The sequence below is a fragment of the Bifidobacterium sp. 7101 genome, from assembly GCF_000499285.1.
Lineage (GTDB): Bacteria > Actinomycetota > Actinomycetes > Actinomycetales > Bifidobacteriaceae > Bombiscardovia > Bombiscardovia apis_A.
The window spans coordinates 57,338-76,212 of record NZ_AWUN01000004.1 but is presented as its reverse complement, the minus strand read 5'-3'; the positions used below and the strand labels follow the sequence as shown (position 1 = coordinate 76,212).

Annotated in this window: 18 protein-coding genes; 8 read left to right on the top strand and 10 right to left on the bottom strand. The window is 57.5% G+C overall.

The window, feature by feature from the left end; translation table 11 throughout:
- Positions 1–4: 4 nt before the first annotated feature.
- Entirely contained in the window at positions 5–757 is a 753-nt protein-coding gene (gene purC, locus P272_RS0106005) for a phosphoribosylaminoimidazolesuccinocarboxamide synthase (RefSeq protein ID WP_029678634.1), read from the bottom strand.
- 77 nt (positions 758–834) lie between these two features.
- Positions 835–2,142, bottom strand: a complete 1,308-nt coding sequence (gene purT, locus P272_RS0106000; RefSeq protein WP_155805026.1) for a formate-dependent phosphoribosylglycinamide formyltransferase — start codon at positions 2,140–2,142, stop codon at positions 835–837.
- Positions 2,143–2,276: 134 nt separating this feature from the next.
- On the opposite strand from purT, the gene P272_RS0105995 reads away from it, so the two are divergent.
- The 5 genes from P272_RS0105995 to P272_RS0105975 all read left to right on the top strand — a co-directional run bounded on the left by P272_RS0105995 (position 2,277) and on the right by P272_RS0105975 (position 7,075).
- Positions 2,277–3,329, top strand: coding sequence for a methionine ABC transporter ATP-binding protein (locus P272_RS0105995; protein WP_216476238.1), 1,053 nt, complete (start codon positions 2,277–2,279; stop codon positions 3,327–3,329).
- Complete coding sequence (locus tag P272_RS0105990; RefSeq protein ID WP_029678630.1) at positions 3,326–4,006, top strand: methionine ABC transporter permease; 681 nt, start codon at positions 3,326–3,328, stop codon at positions 4,004–4,006. Before P272_RS0105995 ends, P272_RS0105990 begins: the two co-directional genes overlap by 4 nt.
- Positions 4,007–4,031: 25 nt before the next feature.
- Positions 4,032–4,913 (top strand): MetQ/NlpA family ABC transporter substrate-binding protein, encoded by an 882-nt coding sequence (locus tag P272_RS0105985; protein ID WP_029678629.1) that lies wholly within the window; start codon positions 4,032–4,034, stop codon positions 4,911–4,913.
- A gap of 33 nt (positions 4,914–4,946) precedes the next feature.
- Positions 4,947–5,810 carry a MetQ/NlpA family ABC transporter substrate-binding protein gene (locus tag P272_RS0105980; RefSeq protein ID WP_029678628.1) on the top strand — a complete coding sequence of 288 codons (864 nt, stop codon included), beginning with the start codon at positions 4,947–4,949 and terminating at the stop codon, positions 5,808–5,810.
- Between the two features lie 77 nt (positions 5,811–5,887).
- Positions 5,888–7,075, top strand: a complete 1,188-nt coding sequence (locus P272_RS0105975; protein ID WP_029678627.1) for a glycosyltransferase — start codon at positions 5,888–5,890, stop codon at positions 7,073–7,075.
- On the opposite strand, the gene P272_RS0105970 is transcribed toward P272_RS0105975, so the two are convergent.
- Together P272_RS0105970 and P272_RS0105965 are read right to left on the bottom strand one after the other, a co-directional pair.
- Complete coding sequence (locus P272_RS0105970; protein ID WP_029678626.1) at positions 7,072–7,848, bottom strand: ABC transporter permease; 777 nt, start codon at positions 7,846–7,848, stop codon at positions 7,072–7,074. The two genes, P272_RS0105975 and P272_RS0105970, sit on opposite strands and share 4 nt — an antisense overlap.
- The gene (locus P272_RS0105965; protein WP_029678625.1) at positions 7,845–8,777 is read right to left on the bottom strand and encodes an ABC transporter ATP-binding protein; all 933 of its coding nucleotides are present in this window, start codon (positions 8,775–8,777) and stop codon (positions 7,845–7,847) included. Before P272_RS0105965 ends, P272_RS0105970 begins: the two co-directional genes overlap by 4 nt.
- A gap of 157 nt (positions 8,778–8,934) precedes the next feature.
- On the opposite strand from P272_RS0105965, the gene P272_RS0105960 reads away from it, so the two are divergent.
- Positions 8,935–9,627, top strand: a complete 693-nt coding sequence (locus tag P272_RS0105960; protein ID WP_029678624.1) for a response regulator transcription factor — start codon at positions 8,935–8,937, stop codon at positions 9,625–9,627.
- Positions 9,628–9,677: 50 nt separating this feature from the next.
- Positions 9,678–10,583 carry a sensor histidine kinase gene (locus tag P272_RS0105955; protein ID WP_216476237.1) on the top strand — a complete coding sequence of 302 codons (906 nt, stop codon included), beginning with the start codon at positions 9,678–9,680 and terminating at the stop codon, positions 10,581–10,583.
- A gap of 224 nt (positions 10,584–10,807) precedes the next feature.
- On the opposite strand, the gene P272_RS0105950 is transcribed toward P272_RS0105955, so the two are convergent.
- The 6 genes from P272_RS0105950 to P272_RS0105925 form a co-directional block, all read right to left on the bottom strand.
- A complete protein-coding gene (locus P272_RS0105950) occupies positions 10,808–11,857 on the bottom strand; it encodes an NAD(P)-dependent alcohol dehydrogenase (protein WP_029678622.1) in 1,050 nt (349 codons plus the stop codon).
- Between the two features lie 260 nt (positions 11,858–12,117).
- Complete coding sequence (locus tag P272_RS0105945) at positions 12,118–13,143, bottom strand: threonine aldolase family protein (RefSeq protein WP_029678621.1); 1,026 nt, start codon at positions 13,141–13,143, stop codon at positions 12,118–12,120.
- A gap of 81 nt (positions 13,144–13,224) precedes the next feature.
- Positions 13,225–14,634, bottom strand: coding sequence for an NAD(P)(+) transhydrogenase (Re/Si-specific) subunit beta (locus tag P272_RS0105940; RefSeq protein ID WP_029678620.1), 1,410 nt, complete (start codon positions 14,632–14,634; stop codon positions 13,225–13,227).
- On the bottom strand, positions 14,631–14,999 hold the full coding sequence (locus P272_RS0105935; RefSeq protein WP_029678619.1) for an NAD(P) transhydrogenase subunit alpha: 369 nt from the start codon (positions 14,997–14,999) through the stop codon (positions 14,631–14,633). Before P272_RS0105935 ends, P272_RS0105940 begins: the two co-directional genes overlap by 4 nt.
- Positions 14,996–16,186: an NAD(P) transhydrogenase subunit alpha gene (locus P272_RS0105930; protein ID WP_029678618.1), complete on the bottom strand. Its 1,191-nt coding sequence runs from the start codon at positions 16,184–16,186 to the stop codon at positions 14,996–14,998. The genes P272_RS0105935 and P272_RS0105930 overlap by 4 nt, the downstream gene beginning before the upstream one ends.
- 487 nt (positions 16,187–16,673) lie before the next feature.
- Positions 16,674–17,279, bottom strand: a complete 606-nt coding sequence (locus tag P272_RS0105925; RefSeq protein WP_029678617.1) for a hypothetical protein — start codon at positions 17,277–17,279, stop codon at positions 16,674–16,676.
- A gap of 732 nt (positions 17,280–18,011) precedes the next feature.
- Between P272_RS0105925 and P272_RS09295 the strand changes: the two genes are divergently transcribed.
- Positions 18,012–18,671 carry a hypothetical protein gene (locus tag P272_RS09295; RefSeq protein ID WP_155805025.1) on the top strand — a complete coding sequence of 220 codons (660 nt, stop codon included), beginning with the start codon at positions 18,012–18,014 and terminating at the stop codon, positions 18,669–18,671.
- Positions 18,672–18,875: the final 204 nt, after the last annotated feature.

The window sequence follows — 18,875 nt, the reverse complement described above, 5'->3', positions numbered from 1 at the left end:
CGATTCAGCTGTTCGATTGGCTTTCGCGTTCCTCCAATTCGGTCAGCCCATCCAGAATGGTTTGATAAGCCGGAATGATGCTGCCCAGGTCCCTGCGGAAGATGTCCTTGTCCAGGTGGGTGACATGGCCGTCATTATTGTTGCCAATCGCCCAGAGCCTGCAGGTGTCGGGGGTGATCTCGTCGCCGAGAAGGATGATGCCCGATCCGGTCTTGCCCATTTCAATCTTGAAGTCCACCAGCTCCACGTTGATGGCGCGGAAGATGCTGGTCAGCGCCCCGTTGATCTCACGGGTCTTTGCGGCGATGATGTCCAGATCCTGCTCAGTGGCCAGTCCCAGGGCCAGAATGTCGTCCCGATTGATAAACGGATCATCCAGGGGATCGGACTTGTAGAAGAACTCCAGCACCGGCTGCTTCAAGGCAGTGCCTTCCGCAACCCCATACCGCTGGGAGAAGGAGCCTGCAGCCCGGTTGCGCATGACGATCTCCAAGGGGAACATGTCCAGCCGGCGATTGAGCTGCTCGGTATCCGAGATGCTGCGTACGAAGTGGCTGGGGATGCCCCTGCGGGCCAGCAGGGAGAATATCACCGTGGTGATCCTGTTGTTCAGTCTGGCCTTGCCTTCGATGTTGGCCTTCTTGGCTCCGTTCCCCGCGGTTGCCTGGTCAGTGTACTCAACCCAGAGTATGTCCGGGTCATCCGTCTCGTACAGTTTCTTGGCCTTGCCTTGATAGCGCATTCCCAACTTTTCCACTGTTCGCCTTCCTCGAGTTTGTTGCGAATTGGAAACTTCTGCACTGCTTGGGACACGACCACCATAGCAAGCCCGGGTTACATCCCCGCGCCCACTCGTGGTTTCAGATTGTTGACCACGGCTTCGGCACGCCCGATGGCGGTCTGCAGGTCAGGACCCAGGGCCAGGGCTACGCCCATGCGACGTTGGCCATGCACTTCGGGCTTGGAGAAGATGCGCAGATCGGTGCCAGGGTGGTCCAGGGCCTGCGGCAGGCCTTGGAAGCTGACCGGTCCCTGGCCCCTGACCAGGATGGGTCGGCTGACCGCGCAGGTGCCCTCCGGCAGATTCAGGGCCAGATCCTCCTGATGGACGGGAATGCCCAGGATGGCCCGGGCGTGAAGGTCGAACTCGGTCAGGCGTTGGGAGATCATGGTCACCATGCCGGTGTCATGGGGGCGCGGGGCCACCTCGTTGAAGAGCAGCGAGCCGTCGCGCAGGGCGAAGACCTCCACACCGTAGATTCCCCAACCAGTCTCGCCACTTTGGCGGGCCAGGGAGGTCATGGCCTCAACCAGTCGGGTGGCCATGCTCCGGGCCTGCTGCAAGATGTCGGGATTCAGCGCCGCCGGTTGCCAGGAGAGCCGGTAGTCCCCGTCCTCCTGTCGCTGACCGATGGGCGTGCAGGTGGCCACGCCAGCCGAGGAGGCCACGGTCAGAACAGTCAGCTCATGGGCCAGGGGGGCCAGAGCCTCCACAATGACCTCGGCTTTGCCCTGGTGCCTGGTGGCTGCCCGGCCTTGGGTCAGTGCCGAATTCCAGGCTTGAGACAAGCCCTCCTTGCTCCGTACCAGGGTCTGTCCGTGCCCGGAGGAGCTCATCAGGGGTTTGACCATGCAGGGGTAGCCCACCTGATCCGCCGCGCTGGCCAGTTCTTCGGGGGAGTCGGCGAATCGGTAGGGGGTGGTGGGCAGGCCCACCTGCTCGTGGGCGAAGACTCGTAGGGCCCGGCGGTCCATACACATGGCAGCCAGGGGAGCGGCAGGCACTACCTGGATGCCCCGGGCCGCGGCGCCAATCAGGCGGTCTGTGGCGATGGCCTCCACTTCGGGCACGATCAAATCAGGCTGGACCTTGTCGATCAGGTCCTCCAGGGCCTGCGGATCACTCATCTTTACATGGTAGCCGACATGGGCCACCTGGGTGGCCGGTGCGCCGGAGTATGAGTCTGCCGCACCTACCCAGGCACCCAGCCGCATCAGGCTGATGGCAATCTCGCGGCCGAGTTCGCCGGCTCCCAGGAGAAGGACTCGTGTAGGTCTTGGCCCCAGAGGAGAGCCGAACGGTCGCTCCCCAGGATTGATGGTTTTGATAATCCGCTGCTGACCGGATGCGCTCATACCCATATTCTGCCACCGACCCGTAGACCAAGCAGGTGAATTATCGATACATGCCTATAAACGACATCTATAGAGGCCTTCTTGTCCGCTGACCGCCGGGACGATTACCATGTCAGGCAGTCGACCAGGAAGGCGGGAACGTGAGCGAGCGGACACCGGCGGTGCGGATGGAGCACCTGACCAAGACCTATCACAGCGACGACGATGAAGACAAGACGGCACTGGCCGATATCAATCTGACCGTCGAGGCTGGGGATATCTTTGGCATCATTGGACTGAGCGGGGCTGGCAAGTCCACACTGGTCCGCTGCATCAACGGGCTGGAGGATTATGACTCAGGCAGCGTCAAGGTCCGCGGCCGCGAGGTCAAGGATCTGGCTCCAGCCGAGTTGAGGGACTTGAGGCGTCGTACCGGCATGATCTTCCAGCACTTCAACCTCATGCCCTCCAGGACGGTGGCCGACAATGTGGGCCTTCCTCTGCGAGGGAGCGGCCGCGACCGTGCATCTCGACGGGCCCGTGTGTCCGAGCTCCTGGAATTGGTAGGGCTGACCGAGCTGGCCGACCATTATCCAGCCGAGCTCTCCGGCGGCCAGCAGCAGCGGGTGGCCATCGCTCGAGCCCTGGCCAACGAGCCGGATATCCTGCTCAGCGACGAGGCCACCAGCGCACTGGACCCGACCACCACACGCTCCATTCTTCAGCTGCTGCGTGACCTGCACGACCAGCTGGGCATCACTGTGGTCATGATTACCCACGAGATGTCGGTCATCAGGCAGATCTGCAACCGGGTGGCGGTCATCGACCAGGGTGTCATCGTGGAGCAGGGAAGGGTCTTCGATGTCTTTGCAGACCCCAAGGCTCAACTGACCAAATCCTTCGTGGCCACCACCTCCAACCTGGACAAGGTCAAGGATCTGTTGGCCGCCGATTCGCCCCTGGTGGCCCTGGAGCCCGGGCAGATCCTCATGCGCATGTCCTATGTCTCCAAGGAGGTCTCCGAGGCTCTGGTCTCCACCATCAGCCGTCGCTACAACCTGGACGTCAACATCATCTTCGGCGACATCGACGTGGTGGAGGGTGCGCCCCTGGGAGGACTGGTAGTCAGAATGGGCGGCGATCCTGAAAATATTCGCCAGGCCATGGAATACCTGCGCTCGCGCAACATCGGAATCGAGGTTCTTAAGTCATGACGTCCCTGCTTACCACTTGGTTCCCCAACGTCATGAGCCGGCTGCCGGAGTTCTTCAGCAGCATGGTTCAGACCCTGGTTATGGTCGGCGTCTCCGGGGTGATCTCCTTCCTGCTGGCTCTGGTCATCGGGGTGGGACTGATCATCAGCCGACGTGACGGCATCCGTCGCAACGGCCTGGTCTTCACCATTCTGGACAAGCTGATCGACCTCTTCCGCTCCATCCCCTTCATCATCCTGGCGGCAGCCCTGGTGCCGGTGACCAGGATGCTCATGGGCACGGCCATCGGGCCCAAGGGGGCGATCTTCCCGCTGGTCGTGGGCATCACCCCCTTCTTCTCACGACAGATCGAGTCGGCCCTTGCCGGTCTGGACCCCGGGTATGTCGAGGCGGCGGAGTCCATGGGCATGACCACCTGGCAGATCATCTGGCATGTCTACCTGCGTGAGGGCATCCCCTCCATCATCCGGGTGACCACCATCACCATCGTCAGCCTGGTGGGGGAGACCGCCACCGTGGGCATCGTGGGCGGCGGCGGGCTGGGTGACTTCGCCATACGTCTGGGCTACCAGCGGTCCATGAACGACGTGACCATCGCCACCATCATTGTGCTGGTGATCTTCATCGCCCTGATCGAACTGTTCGGTCGGCTTCTGGCCGAAGTCCTCGAACACTGAGCAACCCTGGAAAGGTCAGATTATCGTGGTCGGTCGTAATCGCGTCGGCAAAAAGAACAGAGCCAAGGTACAGCTGGCGGCACTCAGCCTGGTCATCGTCCTCCTGCTGGCGCTGGTTGTAGGCACCGATGTGCGTCTGAATCAGGTGGGTGCCGGTGTCAAGGTCGTCAGGGTCGGTGTCATCGGCAGTTCGGACGACCAGATCTGGAAGGCTGTCCAGGCAGAGCTGGATCGGCGGGGTGAACACATCAGGATCGAGCTCAAGCCCTTCCAGGACGCCATCTACGTCAACCAGGCCACGTCCAACCGCGAGGTGGACTTCAACGCCGCCCAGCATTACGCCTACCTGGAGGACGATGTAAAGACCAACCACTACCAGCTGGCCGTGCTTGGCAATACCTACATCTCGCCCATGAACCTCTACTCGCAGCGCTATGCCAAGCCCTCGCAGTTCCAGGATGGCGACCGGGTGGCCATCCCCAACAACGCCACCAACATGGGCCGTGCCCTGAAGGTCCTGGCCGATGCCAAACTCATCGGTCTACGCGACCCCGAGGCCACCAACCCGCTGCCCGAGGATGTGGTGGACAACCCCAAGCATTTGCACATCGAGCAGGTGGATCCGGCCGGCATCCTCAACCTGCTGCCTGATTATGCGGGCGGGGTCACCAATGCCAACTTCGTGGTCGACGCAGGCCGCAGCGTGCACGATGCCATCCACGAGGTTCCCTACGATCTGCAGAACCCGGCCAACAAGCCTTACATCAACATCATCGTCACCACCAAGGATCAGCGGGACAACCCCACCTATGCCGCAGTGGTGCGCGCCTACCATTCCAAGCCCGTGGCCGACACCATTGTCCGTGTCTACAAGGGCGCCTGTCTGCCGGCCTTCAAGGTTTCCTGATGCGATAGGTTCCAGCAATGAAGGAGGACGGATATGAGCACCAGAAGAACCAGAGCCAAGAGAGAGCTCGCGGCTGTCTCGGTCGTCATCCTGGTGGTCGCCGTCCTGATGGGCGTGGCCTATGTCAAGGTCAACCAGCCCGAACGTGGCCAGCGGGAGATCAGCATCGGCCTGGTGGGCGATGCCGACGAGGAAATCTGGAAGGCTGTTCAGCACGAGTTGGACCAACGCCGGGCCGGCATAAAAATCAAGCTCCGGTCCTTCCAATATGGGCGCTACGCCAATCAGGCGCTGTCCAACGGGGAGATCGACCTGAATGCCTTTCAGCACTACGCCTTTCTGGAGCAGGAGTCCAAGCAGCACGGGTACCGGTTCGCAGCCATCGGCGACACCTACATCTCACCCCTTAACCTCTACTCAAAGAAGTACAGGAGTGTTGACCAGATTGGCTATGGCGAGCGTCTGGCTATACCCAGTGATCCCATCGATCTGGGCCGCTCCCTGAAGGTGCTTGCCAGCGCCGGGCTGATCGGTCTGCGAGACCCCAAGGCCACCACGCCGGTTCCAGAGGACATCGTCGACAACCCACGTGGGCTGGTCCTGGACCAGGTCGATCCACCGGGAATCGTCAAGGTTCTACCCGACTATGCGGCCGGCATCACCAACACCAATTTCATCCTGGATGCCGGCATGAAAATCCAGGATGCCATCTACCAGGTGCCCGGCGATCTGAAATCGCCTGCCAATCACCCTTATGTCAACATCATCGTGGCCAGGCAGGCCGACAAGAACGACCCCGCCTACAAGTCCCTGGTTTCCGCCTACCACAGTCGATATGTGGCCGATGCCATCAACCGCTATTACCGCGGTGCGGCCGTCCCGGCCTTCTCCTACTAATAGTGGGTGCAATCGGGTCGTCGCCCTGTCTTGGTCCGGCCCAAGCCTGCTAATGATGTACAGCGGAGGGAAGGCTGATGAGGGATCATGATAGCCTGACGCTGGCCCTGGTCCTGGATTCCTTCGGCAACAGGGGCAACGGGACTTCCAACTCCGCCATCCAATACGCCCAGGGTCTGGAGGCGCTTGGACACCAGGTCCGTCTGGTGGGAGTGGGATCTACCGACTATCCGGCACGGGTGCATCGCATTCCTTTGGTATCCGCAGTGGCGGCCAGGCAGCAGATGAGCTTCGCTCGTGCCGATCCGGAACTCTTCCGAAGAGCCTTTGCCGGTGTGGACCTGGTCCATATCTACGAACCTTTCGCCTTCGGCCGCGCCGCCCTGGCGCAGGCCAGGTCCATGGGTATACCGGTGACCGCCGGGTTTCACATCCAACCTGAAAACATAACCTATTCTGCAGGCCCATTACGCTGGCTGCCCGGGGTGGATGCGGCCATCTACAGGCTGTTTCGGTTCTGGCTTTACGATCATGTCGGGCACATCCACGTTCCCACCCAGCTGACGGCCGATCTGCTGCGCTCGCATGGGTACAGGGCCCGTCTGCATGTCATATCCAACGGGTACCAGCCTAGGTTCAACCCCGGTAACCGATATGAGAGGGGCCGATACGAGCGGCAGCGATCCGGTCGGTTGATCCAGGTCGTGGCCTCTGGCAGGCTGGCTCGGGAAAAGGATCATCTGACCCTGATCCGTGCCTTGGCCTTGTGCAGGAACAAATACAGGATTCGCTTGACCATAGCAGGTACAGGTCCTATGGAGCGCCGGCTGAGAATGGAAGCCGCCCGGCAGCTGGCCGGCATGCAGGTTTCGATTGGATTCCATCAGAACGCGACCATGCCTGATCTGCTCAGGCAGACCGACCTGCTGGTTCACCCGTCTATCGCGGATCTGGAATCCGTCAGCGTCCTGGAGGGGATGGCCTGCGGCGCAGTCCCGATCATCGCCCAGTCTGATCTGAGCGCCGCAGGACACTTCGCCCTGACGCAGCACTCGCTCTTCCCGGTCGGCAGGGCCCGATCCCTGGCTGAGCAAATCGATTGGTGGATAGACCATCCTGATGTCCTAGCAGTCTGGTCTAGACGCTATGCCGAACATGCCAAGGAACACTACTCTCTGGATACCTCCGTCAGGGCCTTTGCCCATATGGCTGTGCAGGCCGTCAGCGATCAAGAGCCGGACCAGGTGCAATCCAACCCCGCTTAGATCTCCTGCTTGGATATGATCAGAGCCGACCCGAAGATAGCCACCAGGACCACGCCCATGGATACTCCGGCATAGATCCAGACCTGATCGGCCGTCAGAGTGTTCAAGACAATCTGTTCGCCGAACCCGACGAAGTCGAAGTATTTCAGCCATTTCCATTTCGCAGTGAACTCCACGATGCCGATCAGAATGGGCCATATCACAATCACCACCGCTGGAATGACCAGGGATTTGGTAATGATCAACAGGACGATGCCCAGGCTGATGATGACGGAAATGCAGAAGCTGACTGATAGGGTCATGACAGCGACATCCGTGCACAAAATGCCCCAGCCGGCCCCAGTCTTCCTTCCCAGGGCTAGTCCGGTCAGCAGAATAGTGATGAAGTAGCACAGGGTCAGAAGGATGATGTCAGTCAGGATGGTCACGTACTTGCCCAGGATGAACTGTATCCGCGAGATTCCCGATGTCAGCGTGTTCTTCAAGGTGTGCTGGCTGTATTCCGCACCAATGACGATAACAAAGACCGCGATGTAAAAGTAAATTAGAGATGAGGCGGAGGCGACACCCACTTGCAGGCCAGTCCTGATGGTCCAGCTTTGGCCTTCGATTTCCATCAGTTTATGATCGTATTCTTCGCCCCCAGTGCTAATTCCTATGGTCGTCTTGCACCATGTGGCCACTATGCCGAGGGCCACAGTGGCAATCAGCAGAATCAACATGCCGATGGAGCGTCGCTGCCTGTAAAAGTCGGCCCTGATCTGGTTAATCATTGTTGTCTCCTCGACTCTTGAGAGTCCTTGTTCAGCAGATCTGCGAAATATTCCTCCAGCGATCCCTTCTGCTGGTTGATTTGATTGACCAGGATGCCTTCCTGAACCAGAAGTCTGTTGATGGGGCCCGGTTCCAGATTCCCCTGCTTGATCAGAATCTGATGGTCGTCAAGGACTTGGAAGGGGCCGATTCCCTCGCGATCCAGGATCATGGCGGCCTTGGAACTCTGGTCCACGTCGATCAACAGTCCATTCTGATTGATCCGATCCAGTTCATCCTTGTCTACCTCCTTGATCAGGCGGCCGTGGCTGATGAATCCGAACCGGGAGGAGACCAGGTAAAGTTCGCTCAGAATGTGACTGGAGATGAGAATGGTCGTCTGGCGCTCCTTGTTGAGCTTGTCCAGGAGTGTTCTGAATTCCATGATTCCTGCCGGGTCCAGGCCGTTGATGGGCTCGTCCAGAATCAGGAAATCGGGTCGGGTGAGGATGGCCATGGCCAGACCCAAGCGTTGACGCTGGCCCAGAGAGAGGTGACCGGCCCGAGTCTTGGCCTTTTCGCTCAGGCCGACGAAGTCGATGGTCTGATCGATGGCCTTGCCGTCGGCCAGCCCGTGCTGGATGGCTGTCAGTTTCATGTTCTGGCTGACGGTGAGTTTTTTGAAGGCAGCCGGGGCCTCAATGATTGAGCCTATCCTGCTTAGTATCCGGCTGTTCTTGCCAATCGTGTGCCCCATCAGCCTTATGCTCCCCTTTTGTATGGGGGACAGTCCGGTGATCAGACGCATCAGGGTGGTTTTGCCAGCGCCGTTCTCGCCGATCAGCCCGTAGATCTCGCCCTTGTTTATGGAGAGGCTGAGATCGTCCAGTGCTTGGAAGCGGCCGAACCGTTTGCTGACATGGCTAATATCCAGAATGGTATCGTCCATGGGGTTCCCTTCTCTATGTCGCTATCAGAGAATCTAAAATGCCTTTCTTAAGTGCTCGGCTAAGAAATCATTAAGAATTTCATAAATCCGATTGGGCGAGATCGGCCTCGTTAGACGACTTCAGTAACATGAGAGTGACCTGCGAAAGGAAGAAAGTATGCCGACGATTCTGGTCGTGGAGGATCAGGAGGACATCCAGTCCCTGCTCAAGGATGTGCTGGGCGGGACCTATCGGATCATCCAGGAGACGACGGGCGCCCAGGCCTTAGACCGCTTCCAGCAGGAGGAACCCGACCTGATTCTTCTTGACCTGATGCTCCCTGTAGTCACCGGGGACAGTGTCCTCAAAGCCATTCGACGTATCTCGTCGGTGCCGGTCATCATCCTCACGGCCATCCAGGACAAGACCAGGACCGTCAGCCTCTTGGAGCAGGGCGCCAATGATTATGTGACCAAGCCTTTTGACATCGACGAGCTTCGCGCTCGTGTCCAGGTCCAGCTGCGCCAATCCGGGGCACTGAAAGCGGATGCGGATCCAGCAGGTGAATCCGATGCCAAGATTTGTTTCGAGGGGATTGAGCTGGACCGGATGGAGCACACGGTCAGCGTTGATGGACACCGGGTCGAACTGGCGCGTAAGGAATTCGCCATCCTTGAGCTTCTGATGGACCATCCACATCGGGTTTTCGAGAAGGAGGACCTCTATCGACAGGTTTGGAACCAGCCATACATCAATGCCGAAAATACTCTCAATGTGCATCTGAGCACCTTACGAACCAGTTTGAACAGATACGCCGGCAGTCAACGCTACATCGTGTCGGTCTGGGGCATCGGCGTTCGCCTGGTTTGAATTCACACGGAGGGAATAACGATGAATAAGGGGTCGTCGGAGGTGAATCCGTGAAGGTGGTTGCACTTGTTCTGGGTCTTGTCGTCCTCGTCCTGGCGATTGGCCTGATAATGCTGACTACCGACCTCAAACGGATCAGTGATGATCTGGACTTCATCAACCATGCCGACACTAATGCCTTGGTAACCACTGGGTCCAATATCGGGCTCATCCGCACTCTGGCGGATAGGATCAACGCCGTTCTGAACAAGACCAGACGGCTGCAGATCACTCATGCTGAGCAGAACAAGCAAGTCCGGCAGATGCTGACCAACCTAACCCATGACATCAAGACCCCGCTGACCGTGGCCAGGGGATACGCCCAGCTGCTCAAGGAAGGATCGGCTGATCAGGAGCAATTGGGCAAGATCCTCAACAACCTGCAGTCAGTGGATCACTATCTGCATTACCTGATGGATTTCAATCTGATCCAAGAGAAGAGTGTGAGCCTGGATCTGACCCGGGTGAACCTATCGGAACTGGTTCAGCAGGAGCTCTTCAGCGCTTTCGATTCGCTGACTGCGCGGTCCGTCACGGTGAAGCCCAGAATTGAAACTAATGTGGAAATTACGACGGACCAGACCATGATGAGTCGAATAATTCAGAACCTGATCGGCAACTGGCTCAAGTATGCTGAGGAATCAGCCTGGGTTGAACTGAACAAGGGTGAAGATGGGCGGATCCGTCTGGACTTCGGCAACAAAACCAAGGGCGGGGCCGTCGATGTGGACAGGCTCATGGAACGTTTCCAGACCGACGACCAATCACGGACCAAGATCAGAAGCACAGGCCTGGGTCTGAGCATTGTTGACTCCCTGGTGGATTCACTCGGGGGCTCTATGAGGCTGGAATCCAGCAAGGGTATTTTCTTGGTCCACTTGCTACTTAGTGATGTTCCTCAACCGAAGGAACTATGAATAACGTGGTTTTGCGACCGTTTGGTAAGATGCAGCGGCCTGCCATGGCCTTTATGGCAAGACCTTGACAGGCCGCTGCGCATATAGGCGGAGAATAGTGTCAGCAGATGAATCTAACAGAACTTAAATAACAGTACTTAAATCTAAATAACAGTACTTAAATCTGATTGTGCTTAAGTCCGGCTGATAGATGAGTCGCTTCTCCGTCTACAATCAAGGGGAAATCAGGCCTTGGTGTGGGGCACTATAACAGCCCTGGCCGAGAGCTTGTTGTCGACCAGCTTGTGGTAGGCATCCAGGGCATTGTCCAGCGAGTAGGTTTCGATTTCGGTCTCGATCTGGCCGTTGCGGTACATGTTGGCCACATCGTAGAGCTCAGGGATGGAGCCCCAGTAAACGCCAAGCAGCTCCTGCTCCCAGGGCTTGGAGTACCAGTCGTATTCCGCCTTGCCGCCGGCGATGCCGACCACGGTCACCCGGGATCCCGGGCCACCTGAAGCCTGTGCGGCAGCAATGGTCGGGGCAACACCCACGAAATCGAAGGCGGCGTCCACGCCCTCGCCATGGGTGATCTTCCTGATGTTCTCCACCTGGTGCTCGTCGCTCATAACGGGAATGGCACCCTTGGCCTCAGCCTTGGCTAGAGCCTCTGGTTTGGTGTCGGTGGCAATCACGGTGGCGCCGGTCAGAGCGTGCAGAATCTGAATGGCGATCTGGCCCAGTCCGCCTAGGCCAATGACCAGAGCGTACTTTCCACCGCCGTTCAGGTGTGGCATGGCAGCGCGTATGGCGTGGTAGGGAGTCAGGGCCGCATCAGCCAGGGGTGCTGCGCCGATTGGATCCGCATCGCCCAGAGGCACCAGGTTGCGGGCAGGGACAGTCATGTATTCAGCCATGCCGCCGTCGCGTCCCAGACCCAGGGCCAGTGACTTATTGGTCGCGGCGCTGGAGCAGTAGTTCTCCTGGCCGGCCACGCAGTGAGGGCAGTGACCGCATCCGGTGGGCCCATAGACGATGTAGGCATCACCCTTCTTGAAGCCCGTGACATCGGGTCCTACCTCTTCGACCCAGCCGGTGGTTTCGTGCCCCAGAATGAATGGAGGCTTGGTGTGGCTCCCAGTTTCTGGGGTGTAGTCCTGGAAGACGGAGACGTCAGAATGGCAGCAACCTGCCCCAGCCACCTTGAGCAGAACTTCGCCGCTTCCAGGGGTCGGCTCCGGCACTTCCTTGAGGGTGGGGAAGGTGTTGAATTGTTCGAAAACAACGGCTTTCATAAGTTTCCTTTCATCGTTGAAGCATTTCCGCCCCTATGCTCAGAGCGGAGGTGTGTGCATCAGCATCGTTGCAATAAAAATCTTACTGAAGACCAGCTTCGCACTCACCCGAACGAGTGTGATATGTCCAACAATGTGGGATTGGCCGTGTTTACGGGACGGATGAAAAATTCTCGTATAAATACGAATACCCCTCCCCTAAGGATGACCAACAGGGGAGAGGATGGCTTTGATTTGCTTGGGTTTAGCTTGAGCGGCTTTTACAGCAAATTGATCAGAGCCTGGGTGTCTTCGACTGTTGTCGCCCAGGAGGTGGCCAGCCGGATCACGGTGTGGGTGGCATCGCTGCGTTCCCAGAAATCGAAGGCGACCTGTTTGGACAGCTCCTCCATGCGCTCATTGTCCAGGCGGACGAAGGTCTGATTGGTGGGGGAGTCCATGACGATCTGATATCCCTTCTCCCGCAGGGCCTTCTTGATCATCGCTGCCGTCCGTATGGCGTTGCGGCTGATTCGTGAGTAGAGGTCGTCGGTAAAGAGGGCATCGAACTGCACCCCCAGGAGCCTTCCCTTGGCCAGGAGTGCACCCCTCCTTTTGATCATGGTGCTGAAATGCTCGGGAGCATTCCCCCTGGGGAAGACCACCGCTTCGCCGCAGAGTGCACCGACCTTGGTTCCACCGATGTAAAAAACATCGCAGAGACGGGCTATGTCCGTCAGGTCAACGTCGGTTCCGGGGGCCACCAGTCCGTACCCCAGCCTGGCCCCGTCCAGGTAGAGCGGAATCTTGTGTTCCCGACAGATTTGCGAAAGGTCCTCCAGTTCTTGACGGGTGTAGAGGGTTCCATATTCGGTGGGGTGGGAAATGTAAACCATGCCTGGGAAGACCATCTGTTCATGGTTTTCGTCGGCGTAGAAGCCATTCAGGAAGGCCTTGAGATCCTCTGCAAGAATCTTGCCCTGTTCGCCGGGGATGGTCAGGACCTTGTGGCCTATTGCTTCAATGGCACCGGCCTCGTGGACGTTGACATGGCCCGTGTCCGCGGCGACCACTCCCTGGTATGACTTCAACAGGCAGGAGGTGACGACTTGGTTGGTCTGGGTTCCACCGGCCAGGAAATAGACCTGGGCCTGGGGACAGCCACAGGCCTGGGCGATCTTCTGAGCAGCGGACAGGCAGTATCGATCCTTGCCATAGCCGGGAAGGTGCTCCATGTTGGTGTCGATCAGCCGCTGCAGGACTTCGGGGTGGGCGCCCTCGGAATAGTCGTTGACGAATGACAGCATGCGGGTCCTTCCTGTTCGATGATAATTGGCTCCGGACCAGCCAAGCCGATCCGGAGCCATGACTCTCATTACAGCATATGCTCAGGCGATGAGTTCCTTGACGGATGCAATGATCGCTTGCAGGCTGACCTTGGCGTCGTTGAAGAGCATCTGCGTGTTTGGATTGAAGTAGAGCTCGTTCTCGATGCCGGCGTACCCCTTACCTCTGCCTCGTTTGAGGACGACAACATGCTGGGCCTTGTCAACGTCCAGAATGGGCATGCCGGATACAGCAGTTCCCGGTCGGCGGGCTGCCGGGTTGGTCACGTCATTGGCGCCGACCACCAGGGCAACATTGGCTGATGGGAACTGGGGATTGATGTCATCAAGGTCGATTAATTCCTCATAAGGGACGTTGGCCTCGGCTAAGAGGACGTTCATATGTCCCGGCATGCGGCCGGCCACCGGATGGATGGCATAGGAGACTTCCACACCACGGCCTTTGAGCAGTTCGCCCAGGTCGGCCAGTTCGCGCTGGGCTTGGGCCTGAGCCAGACCAAAGCCGGGGACGAAGATGACCTTGTCGGCATAGACCAGCTGAACGGCCACATCGTCGGGTGTGGTCTCCTTCATGGTCCCCTGGGTACCCTGATCCTGGCTGGTGCTCGCAGAGGAGCCGCCGAACCCTCCGGCCAGTACGCTCAGGAGCGGCCGGTTCATGGCCTGGGCCATCAGGACGGACAGGGTAGCACCTGCTGCGCCGACCAAGGCGCCTGCCACGATCAAGGCGACGTTGTCGATGGCCAGACCGTTCATAGCCACAGCTGTGCCGGTGCAGGCATTCAAGACGGAGATGACCACGGGCATGTCGGCGCCGCCGATGGGGATGACGAAGACCAGTCCGTAGCCTAGGGCGAAGATGGCTGTGAGGATGGCCCATAGGGGCCGATTGCCAGGATTCAGGCAGAGCATGACCAGGCTAAGAACCGTCAACAGGGCGAATAGCACATTCCAGACAGCCTTGGCCGGCAGCTTCAGGTTTTTGATCATGCTGATGCCCTGGAGCTTGCCGGCGGCTATCAGGGAGCCGGTGAAGGTGATGGAACCGATGACCACGCCCAGACCGGCGGTGATCAGCACCACCAGAGTCGGGGTGCCCTCAGAAGTCAGTATGTCGTTCAGGGCGACCAGGGCTGCAGCGCCGCCGCCGACCGTGTTGAAGACGGAAACCAGCTGAGGCATGTCCGTCATTTTGACCTTCCTGGCTGAATAGACACCTGCTGCGGATCCAATCAGGATGCCGAGCACGAGCAGAATGATAGCTAGGGAGGAGTTGAAACCGGTGGCAAACAGATGGATGAAGGCCATGGCTACGGCGATGACCATGCCCGCTGCAGAAACCCTATTGCCTGTACGGGCCGTCTTGGGTGAATTCATGTAGTGCAGGCCCATGACGAACATGACTGAGGAAAGGAGGTAGACGAACCAGGTGATGATGTCGAGGATGTTCACTTGTCGGCTCCCTGGTTCTTAGCGGTCTCGGTCGTGACGGCCGAAGCCTGTTCGTCCTGGCTGGCCTTACCCTTCCCCTTGTCGGGTTTGGAAGACTTGAACATCTCCAGCATCCGGTCGGTTACCACGTAGCCGCCCACCACGTTCATGGCGCCAAGGACGGCAGCCAGCAATATGAGTACGTAGGAAAGCGGGGAGTGAGCCTCCGCCGCGATGATGACTACCCCGACGATCACAATGCCATGAATGGAGTTGGCGCCTGACATGAGCGGTGTGTGAAGCGTGGCCGGAACCTTTCCAATCACCTCCACGCCGATCAGCAGGGCCAGAATGAAGAGCGTAATTGCTATGACCACAGAATTCATTGCTCTTGACCTTTCTCTTCGGTCTCTTCGGTACTTGGAGCATCCTCGCTTTCACTCGTGCCGGATTCGGCTGCTCCTGTTACAACCAGCGCTTGGTCAATCTCGTCGTCTGCTTTGATGCTGAGCTCGCCGTCGCGAATGAAATGCACCAGCACGTCCGCCACATTTCTGGACAGCAGGTTGGAGGCCGTCGTGGCTACGCCGCTGGCCAGGTACGGGGCTCCGATCATGGTGACTCCGTTATCGGTGGTTTTTGTTCCCATCTGTGACCCCTCGACGTTGCCGCCCAGCTCGCTGGCAGCGCAGTCCACGATTACGGCTCCGGGATGCAGGTTGGCCACACCCTCGGCGCTCAGGAGGCGGGGAGGCTTTCCACCGGGAACCTTGGCTGTGGTGATGACCACGTCGAAGCCTGCCGCCTTGGCATCCACAGCAGCCTGCTGCTGGGCCTGTTCCTGATCGGTCAGCTGGCGTGCATAGCCGCCCTGCCCCTGTCCCTTGGAGAAATCCAGTCCCAGGTCGAGGAACTTGGCTCCCAAGGATTCCACCTCCTGCTTGGAAGCGGGTCTGACATCGTAGGCGGTGACCACGGCTCCCAAACGTTTTGCGGTCCCGATGGCCTGCAAGCCTGCGATACCAGCCCCCAGAACCAGGACCTTGGCCGGTCGGATGGTTCCTGCTGCAGTGGTCATCATGGGGAAGAAGGATCCATAGGCATCAGCAGCCACCAGAGCCGCCTTGTATCCCATGACCGAATTCTGCGAGGTCATCTCATCCATGGACTGGGCTGAGCTGAGTTGTCGGGGGAGTCGCTCCATAGCTATTCCGGTAAGCCCGGATGCCTCCAGGGATTCGGCGTAGTCCTTGTCGCTCAATGACCCCAGCATGCCGATGATCCATGTTCCGGCTGGAATTCGCTTTAGCAAGGAGCTATCCGGTCTGCCGACGAAACCCAGGACTGTCGATTTGGATAGGACAGTATCCCTGTCGGTGACGGTGGCTCCTGTCCGTTGGTAGTCCTCATCTCGGAAGCCGGCTCGGACCCCGGCTCCGGACTCCAGGAGGCAGGTAACGTCTTGCCTGGTCAGCCGGGTCACGATGTCAGGCGTCAAAGCCACACGGGCCTCCTCATCGTCTGTCTCTTTGAGGACCCCGAAGGTTACAGGAGATTGTTCTGGTCCACTCATGTCTTTCCTTCTTCAAGCACAACTGTGTGTGAACAATTTCATCAATGATTCTAGTTACTGAATGTTCTTGTTGGGAGGCCAAGACAACTTATTATGCATCTGTGCTTTATAAGTATCAGTCGAGGATAAGATAAATTCAAGATATCTTGTAAGGTATCTTGGCTTGAAGGATGAGAAACAGAAAGGGCAAAAGCTATTCTCACCCAGTTGTGCCTGCACAGCTCATAAATTGTCTGAAGGGTGGTTTCGCGGTTTTGATGCCGGATTTTTGTGAGCCGGGCGGCATAGTGCACGGCATTGCGGCCTGAGTCAAGCTGCAGCAGTGACATGATCAAATTAAAGGGTGCCGCGCATCGTCATGAACGATGAACGGCACCCTGAGGCGGAAGGCCTTGGCAGGAAGAACGCTGTGGGGATTTCACATGCACGGCCGGCTATTTGGCCTTCCCGGCCTTCTTCGCAGTTTCAGACCAATGCTCGCCGCCCCTTATTGCTTCCCCTTGCGTTGATCGTTTGCCGCAGGGTCCTTGGGCTTGGATTGCAGGGGATTGTGATGATAGATAAGGGCGAAGGCGGCCAGGGTTTCGATCATGCTGGCGATGATCCAGGTGATGACGATGGCGTTCTGGTGTTTGCCTACTGTTCCCATTCGGGTGAAGATGAACACATCCATGATGAAGGTCTGCAGAACCAGAAGGACCGTCGCCACAACTACCGTCCTGGTGTGCCTGTCCGTCTCCGTTCCCTCTCCTTCTGGTTTGCCAGGGGACTTGAAGCTGGCATAGGAGAGGAGCCAGATGCCGATTCCAAAGAGGACAGCGGCAAGAGGCAGGGAGAAGAAGATTGGCATGGTGCTCAGGCTGAGGCCCAGAGCTGCGACCAGGACTGCCGAGGCCAGGCCCAGATAGAAGGAATCATGGTTTTTCGCCTTGCGCGGTTTAGGTAAGCTGGCAGCGCTCGTCGGCTGAGATGGCTTGTCGACAGGCTTACTGGGTTGATTCGACTTGTCGTCAGGGGAGGGGCCATGCTCTTTGTCTGGATGGCCGGCTTGCACATGGCTGGCGGTTAGATCCTGTTCCTGCTTATTTTGCATTTCAGGTCTGCCATGGTCAGCGTTCTTGCTGGATGAATCCCTGCCTTCTTTCTCACCTGTTTGTTTTAATGCAGGCTTGGGGGCATTTTCTGCTGGGCTTTCCTTTCTGACGTTCGCATTCTCCACTGGTTTTGGCATGCGGTTCTTGTCATTCATCGGTGAGTGTTGGGAACTGTCCCGGGTGTCATTGCTCCGTGAGGAGTTGCCCTCGTACCTCTTTTGCTGGTTATCGGGCACCCGCGATTCCTCATGCCTGCCTTGGTTCTTATTTGCACGTTCGTTTCGATTGTTGCTCATCTGACCCTCCAGGCTTGTTCTTCCCCATTACTTGTGGCAGGTCATCTGGCGGCCTGCCCATTTTCAGGAAGCAACCTCCGTTGAGGCCAGTGTATGTGCCGTTTTCTTGTAAAAGTGGCATTGACCGGCACTAGGCCAGCATCATTTTGATATTGACTTTTGCGGGTGAAGTGCTGGATTCGTTGCAGTGTATTCAAAGACGAAAGACGTTTGTTTATGGACGTGCAGAATTAGCGGTCATATTCTAGACTTTGACTCTTGACTAGGCTGCTTGTGCACTCTCACGTACTTTTATTCCTCTGCTCATTTTTATGCAGAAGATGTATCCTGCGCCGCTATGTTGCTGTGTGTCAATCAGATGATTATTGAAGAAAATGCTCCGACTTCGCGTACGCGGTAATTGCGTCGGAAGCCGCTGTCCTATCAGGAGTAATAATGATCAGCCTGCTGACAGGTCTCGCGATCGGACTCGTTTTTGGAATGCCTGTTGGAGTTGCGGGAATTATGGGCATGCAGCGAACCCTGTCCGCAGGGCCAGCAGATGGTTTCATCACCGGCATGGGGCAGCCGTGGCAGCGTGCTTGTATGGTGCTCTCGGATTTTTTGGCCCCAGCTTGCTTTCTCAGACTTTTCTCAGTTAACAAAAGCCAATTGTATTTGCGGGAGCCATACTGGCTGCGGCAATCGGCGTCCTCAGACTTTACGACTTCCTTAAGCCAGAAAGGCCTGCCGAACGAGCTGATCGCAAAAAACGATGTTCGCCCTGCGGGGGACGAAATAACATCTCGTAGTTGTGAGCAGCTTGTGTATTCGCAATCGCAGCTGTTCATGATACCTTATATCTGTAACAGATATAATCTAATTTCTTTCGCTTTCGGTCTGGCTGCAGGTGTTACCAACCCAGTTTCAATGCTTGGACTGTCGCTCTCTCGCTCTGTTCTCAATGCTGACTGGAATCAGCATTCTTTCGGGTGTATGGATCATAATTGGCATATTTATAGGGATGATGATTTGGCGGTTCCTCTTAACTGCCATGGTGGAGGTATTGCAAAAGAAGACACAGCCACCCATCGTAATTTGGTTCGATTTGGCTAGCAACCTGCTCCTTATCATATTCGGAATCTCGGTCTTCATCTTCAACTTGTGAACTGTGCCGCTCTTGAGATAAGAGGGTATTTCTGACGTACCAAACCAACACATCGCATGTTGTTGTCGATGTATTTCGTCTGAATATTGGCCTCACCCTTGGGTAGAAAAGCGTTGTGCAGGTTCGCGACAGAGGATTGGTGCCTTGTCCAA

Bases quoted from the DNA above. Each gene is read 5' to 3' on its own strand.
- purT (WP_155805026.1), bottom strand. From the start codon at position 2,142: ATGGGTATGAGCGCATCCGGTCAGCAGCGGATTATCAAAACCATCAAT.
- P272_RS0105990 (WP_029678630.1), top strand. From the start codon at position 3,326: ATGACGTCCCTGCTTACCACTTGGTTCCCCAACGTCATGAGCCGGCTG.
- P272_RS0105980 (WP_029678628.1), top strand. From the start codon at position 4,947: ATGAGCACCAGAAGAACCAGAGCCAAGAGAGAGCTCGCGGCTGTCTCG.
- P272_RS0105975 (WP_029678627.1), top strand. From the start codon at position 5,888: ATGAGGGATCATGATAGCCTGACGCTGGCCCTGGTCCTGGATTCCTTC.
- P272_RS0105970 (WP_029678626.1), bottom strand. From the start codon at position 7,848: ATGATTAACCAGATCAGGGCCGACTTTTACAGGCAGCGACGCTCCATC.
- P272_RS0105965 (WP_029678625.1), bottom strand. From the start codon at position 8,777: ATGGACGATACCATTCTGGATATTAGCCATGTCAGCAAACGGTTCGGC.
- P272_RS0105960 (WP_029678624.1), top strand. From the start codon at position 8,935: ATGCCGACGATTCTGGTCGTGGAGGATCAGGAGGACATCCAGTCCCTG.
- P272_RS0105950 (WP_029678622.1), bottom strand. From the start codon at position 11,857: ATGAAAGCCGTTGTTTTCGAACAATTCAACACCTTCCCCACCCTCAAG.
- P272_RS0105945 (WP_029678621.1), bottom strand. From the start codon at position 13,143: ATGCTGTCATTCGTCAACGACTATTCCGAGGGCGCCCACCCCGAAGTC.
- P272_RS0105935 (WP_029678619.1), bottom strand. From the start codon at position 14,999: ATGAATTCTGTGGTCATAGCAATTACGCTCTTCATTCTGGCCCTGCTG.
- P272_RS0105930 (WP_029678618.1), bottom strand. From the start codon at position 16,186: ATGAGTGGACCAGAACAATCTCCTGTAACCTTCGGGGTCCTCAAAGAG.
- P272_RS0105925 (WP_029678617.1), bottom strand. From the start codon at position 17,279: ATGCAAAATAAGCAGGAACAGGATCTAACCGCCAGCCATGTGCAAGCC.
- P272_RS09295 (WP_155805025.1), top strand. From the start codon at position 18,012: ATGATCAGCCTGCTGACAGGTCTCGCGATCGGACTCGTTTTTGGAATG.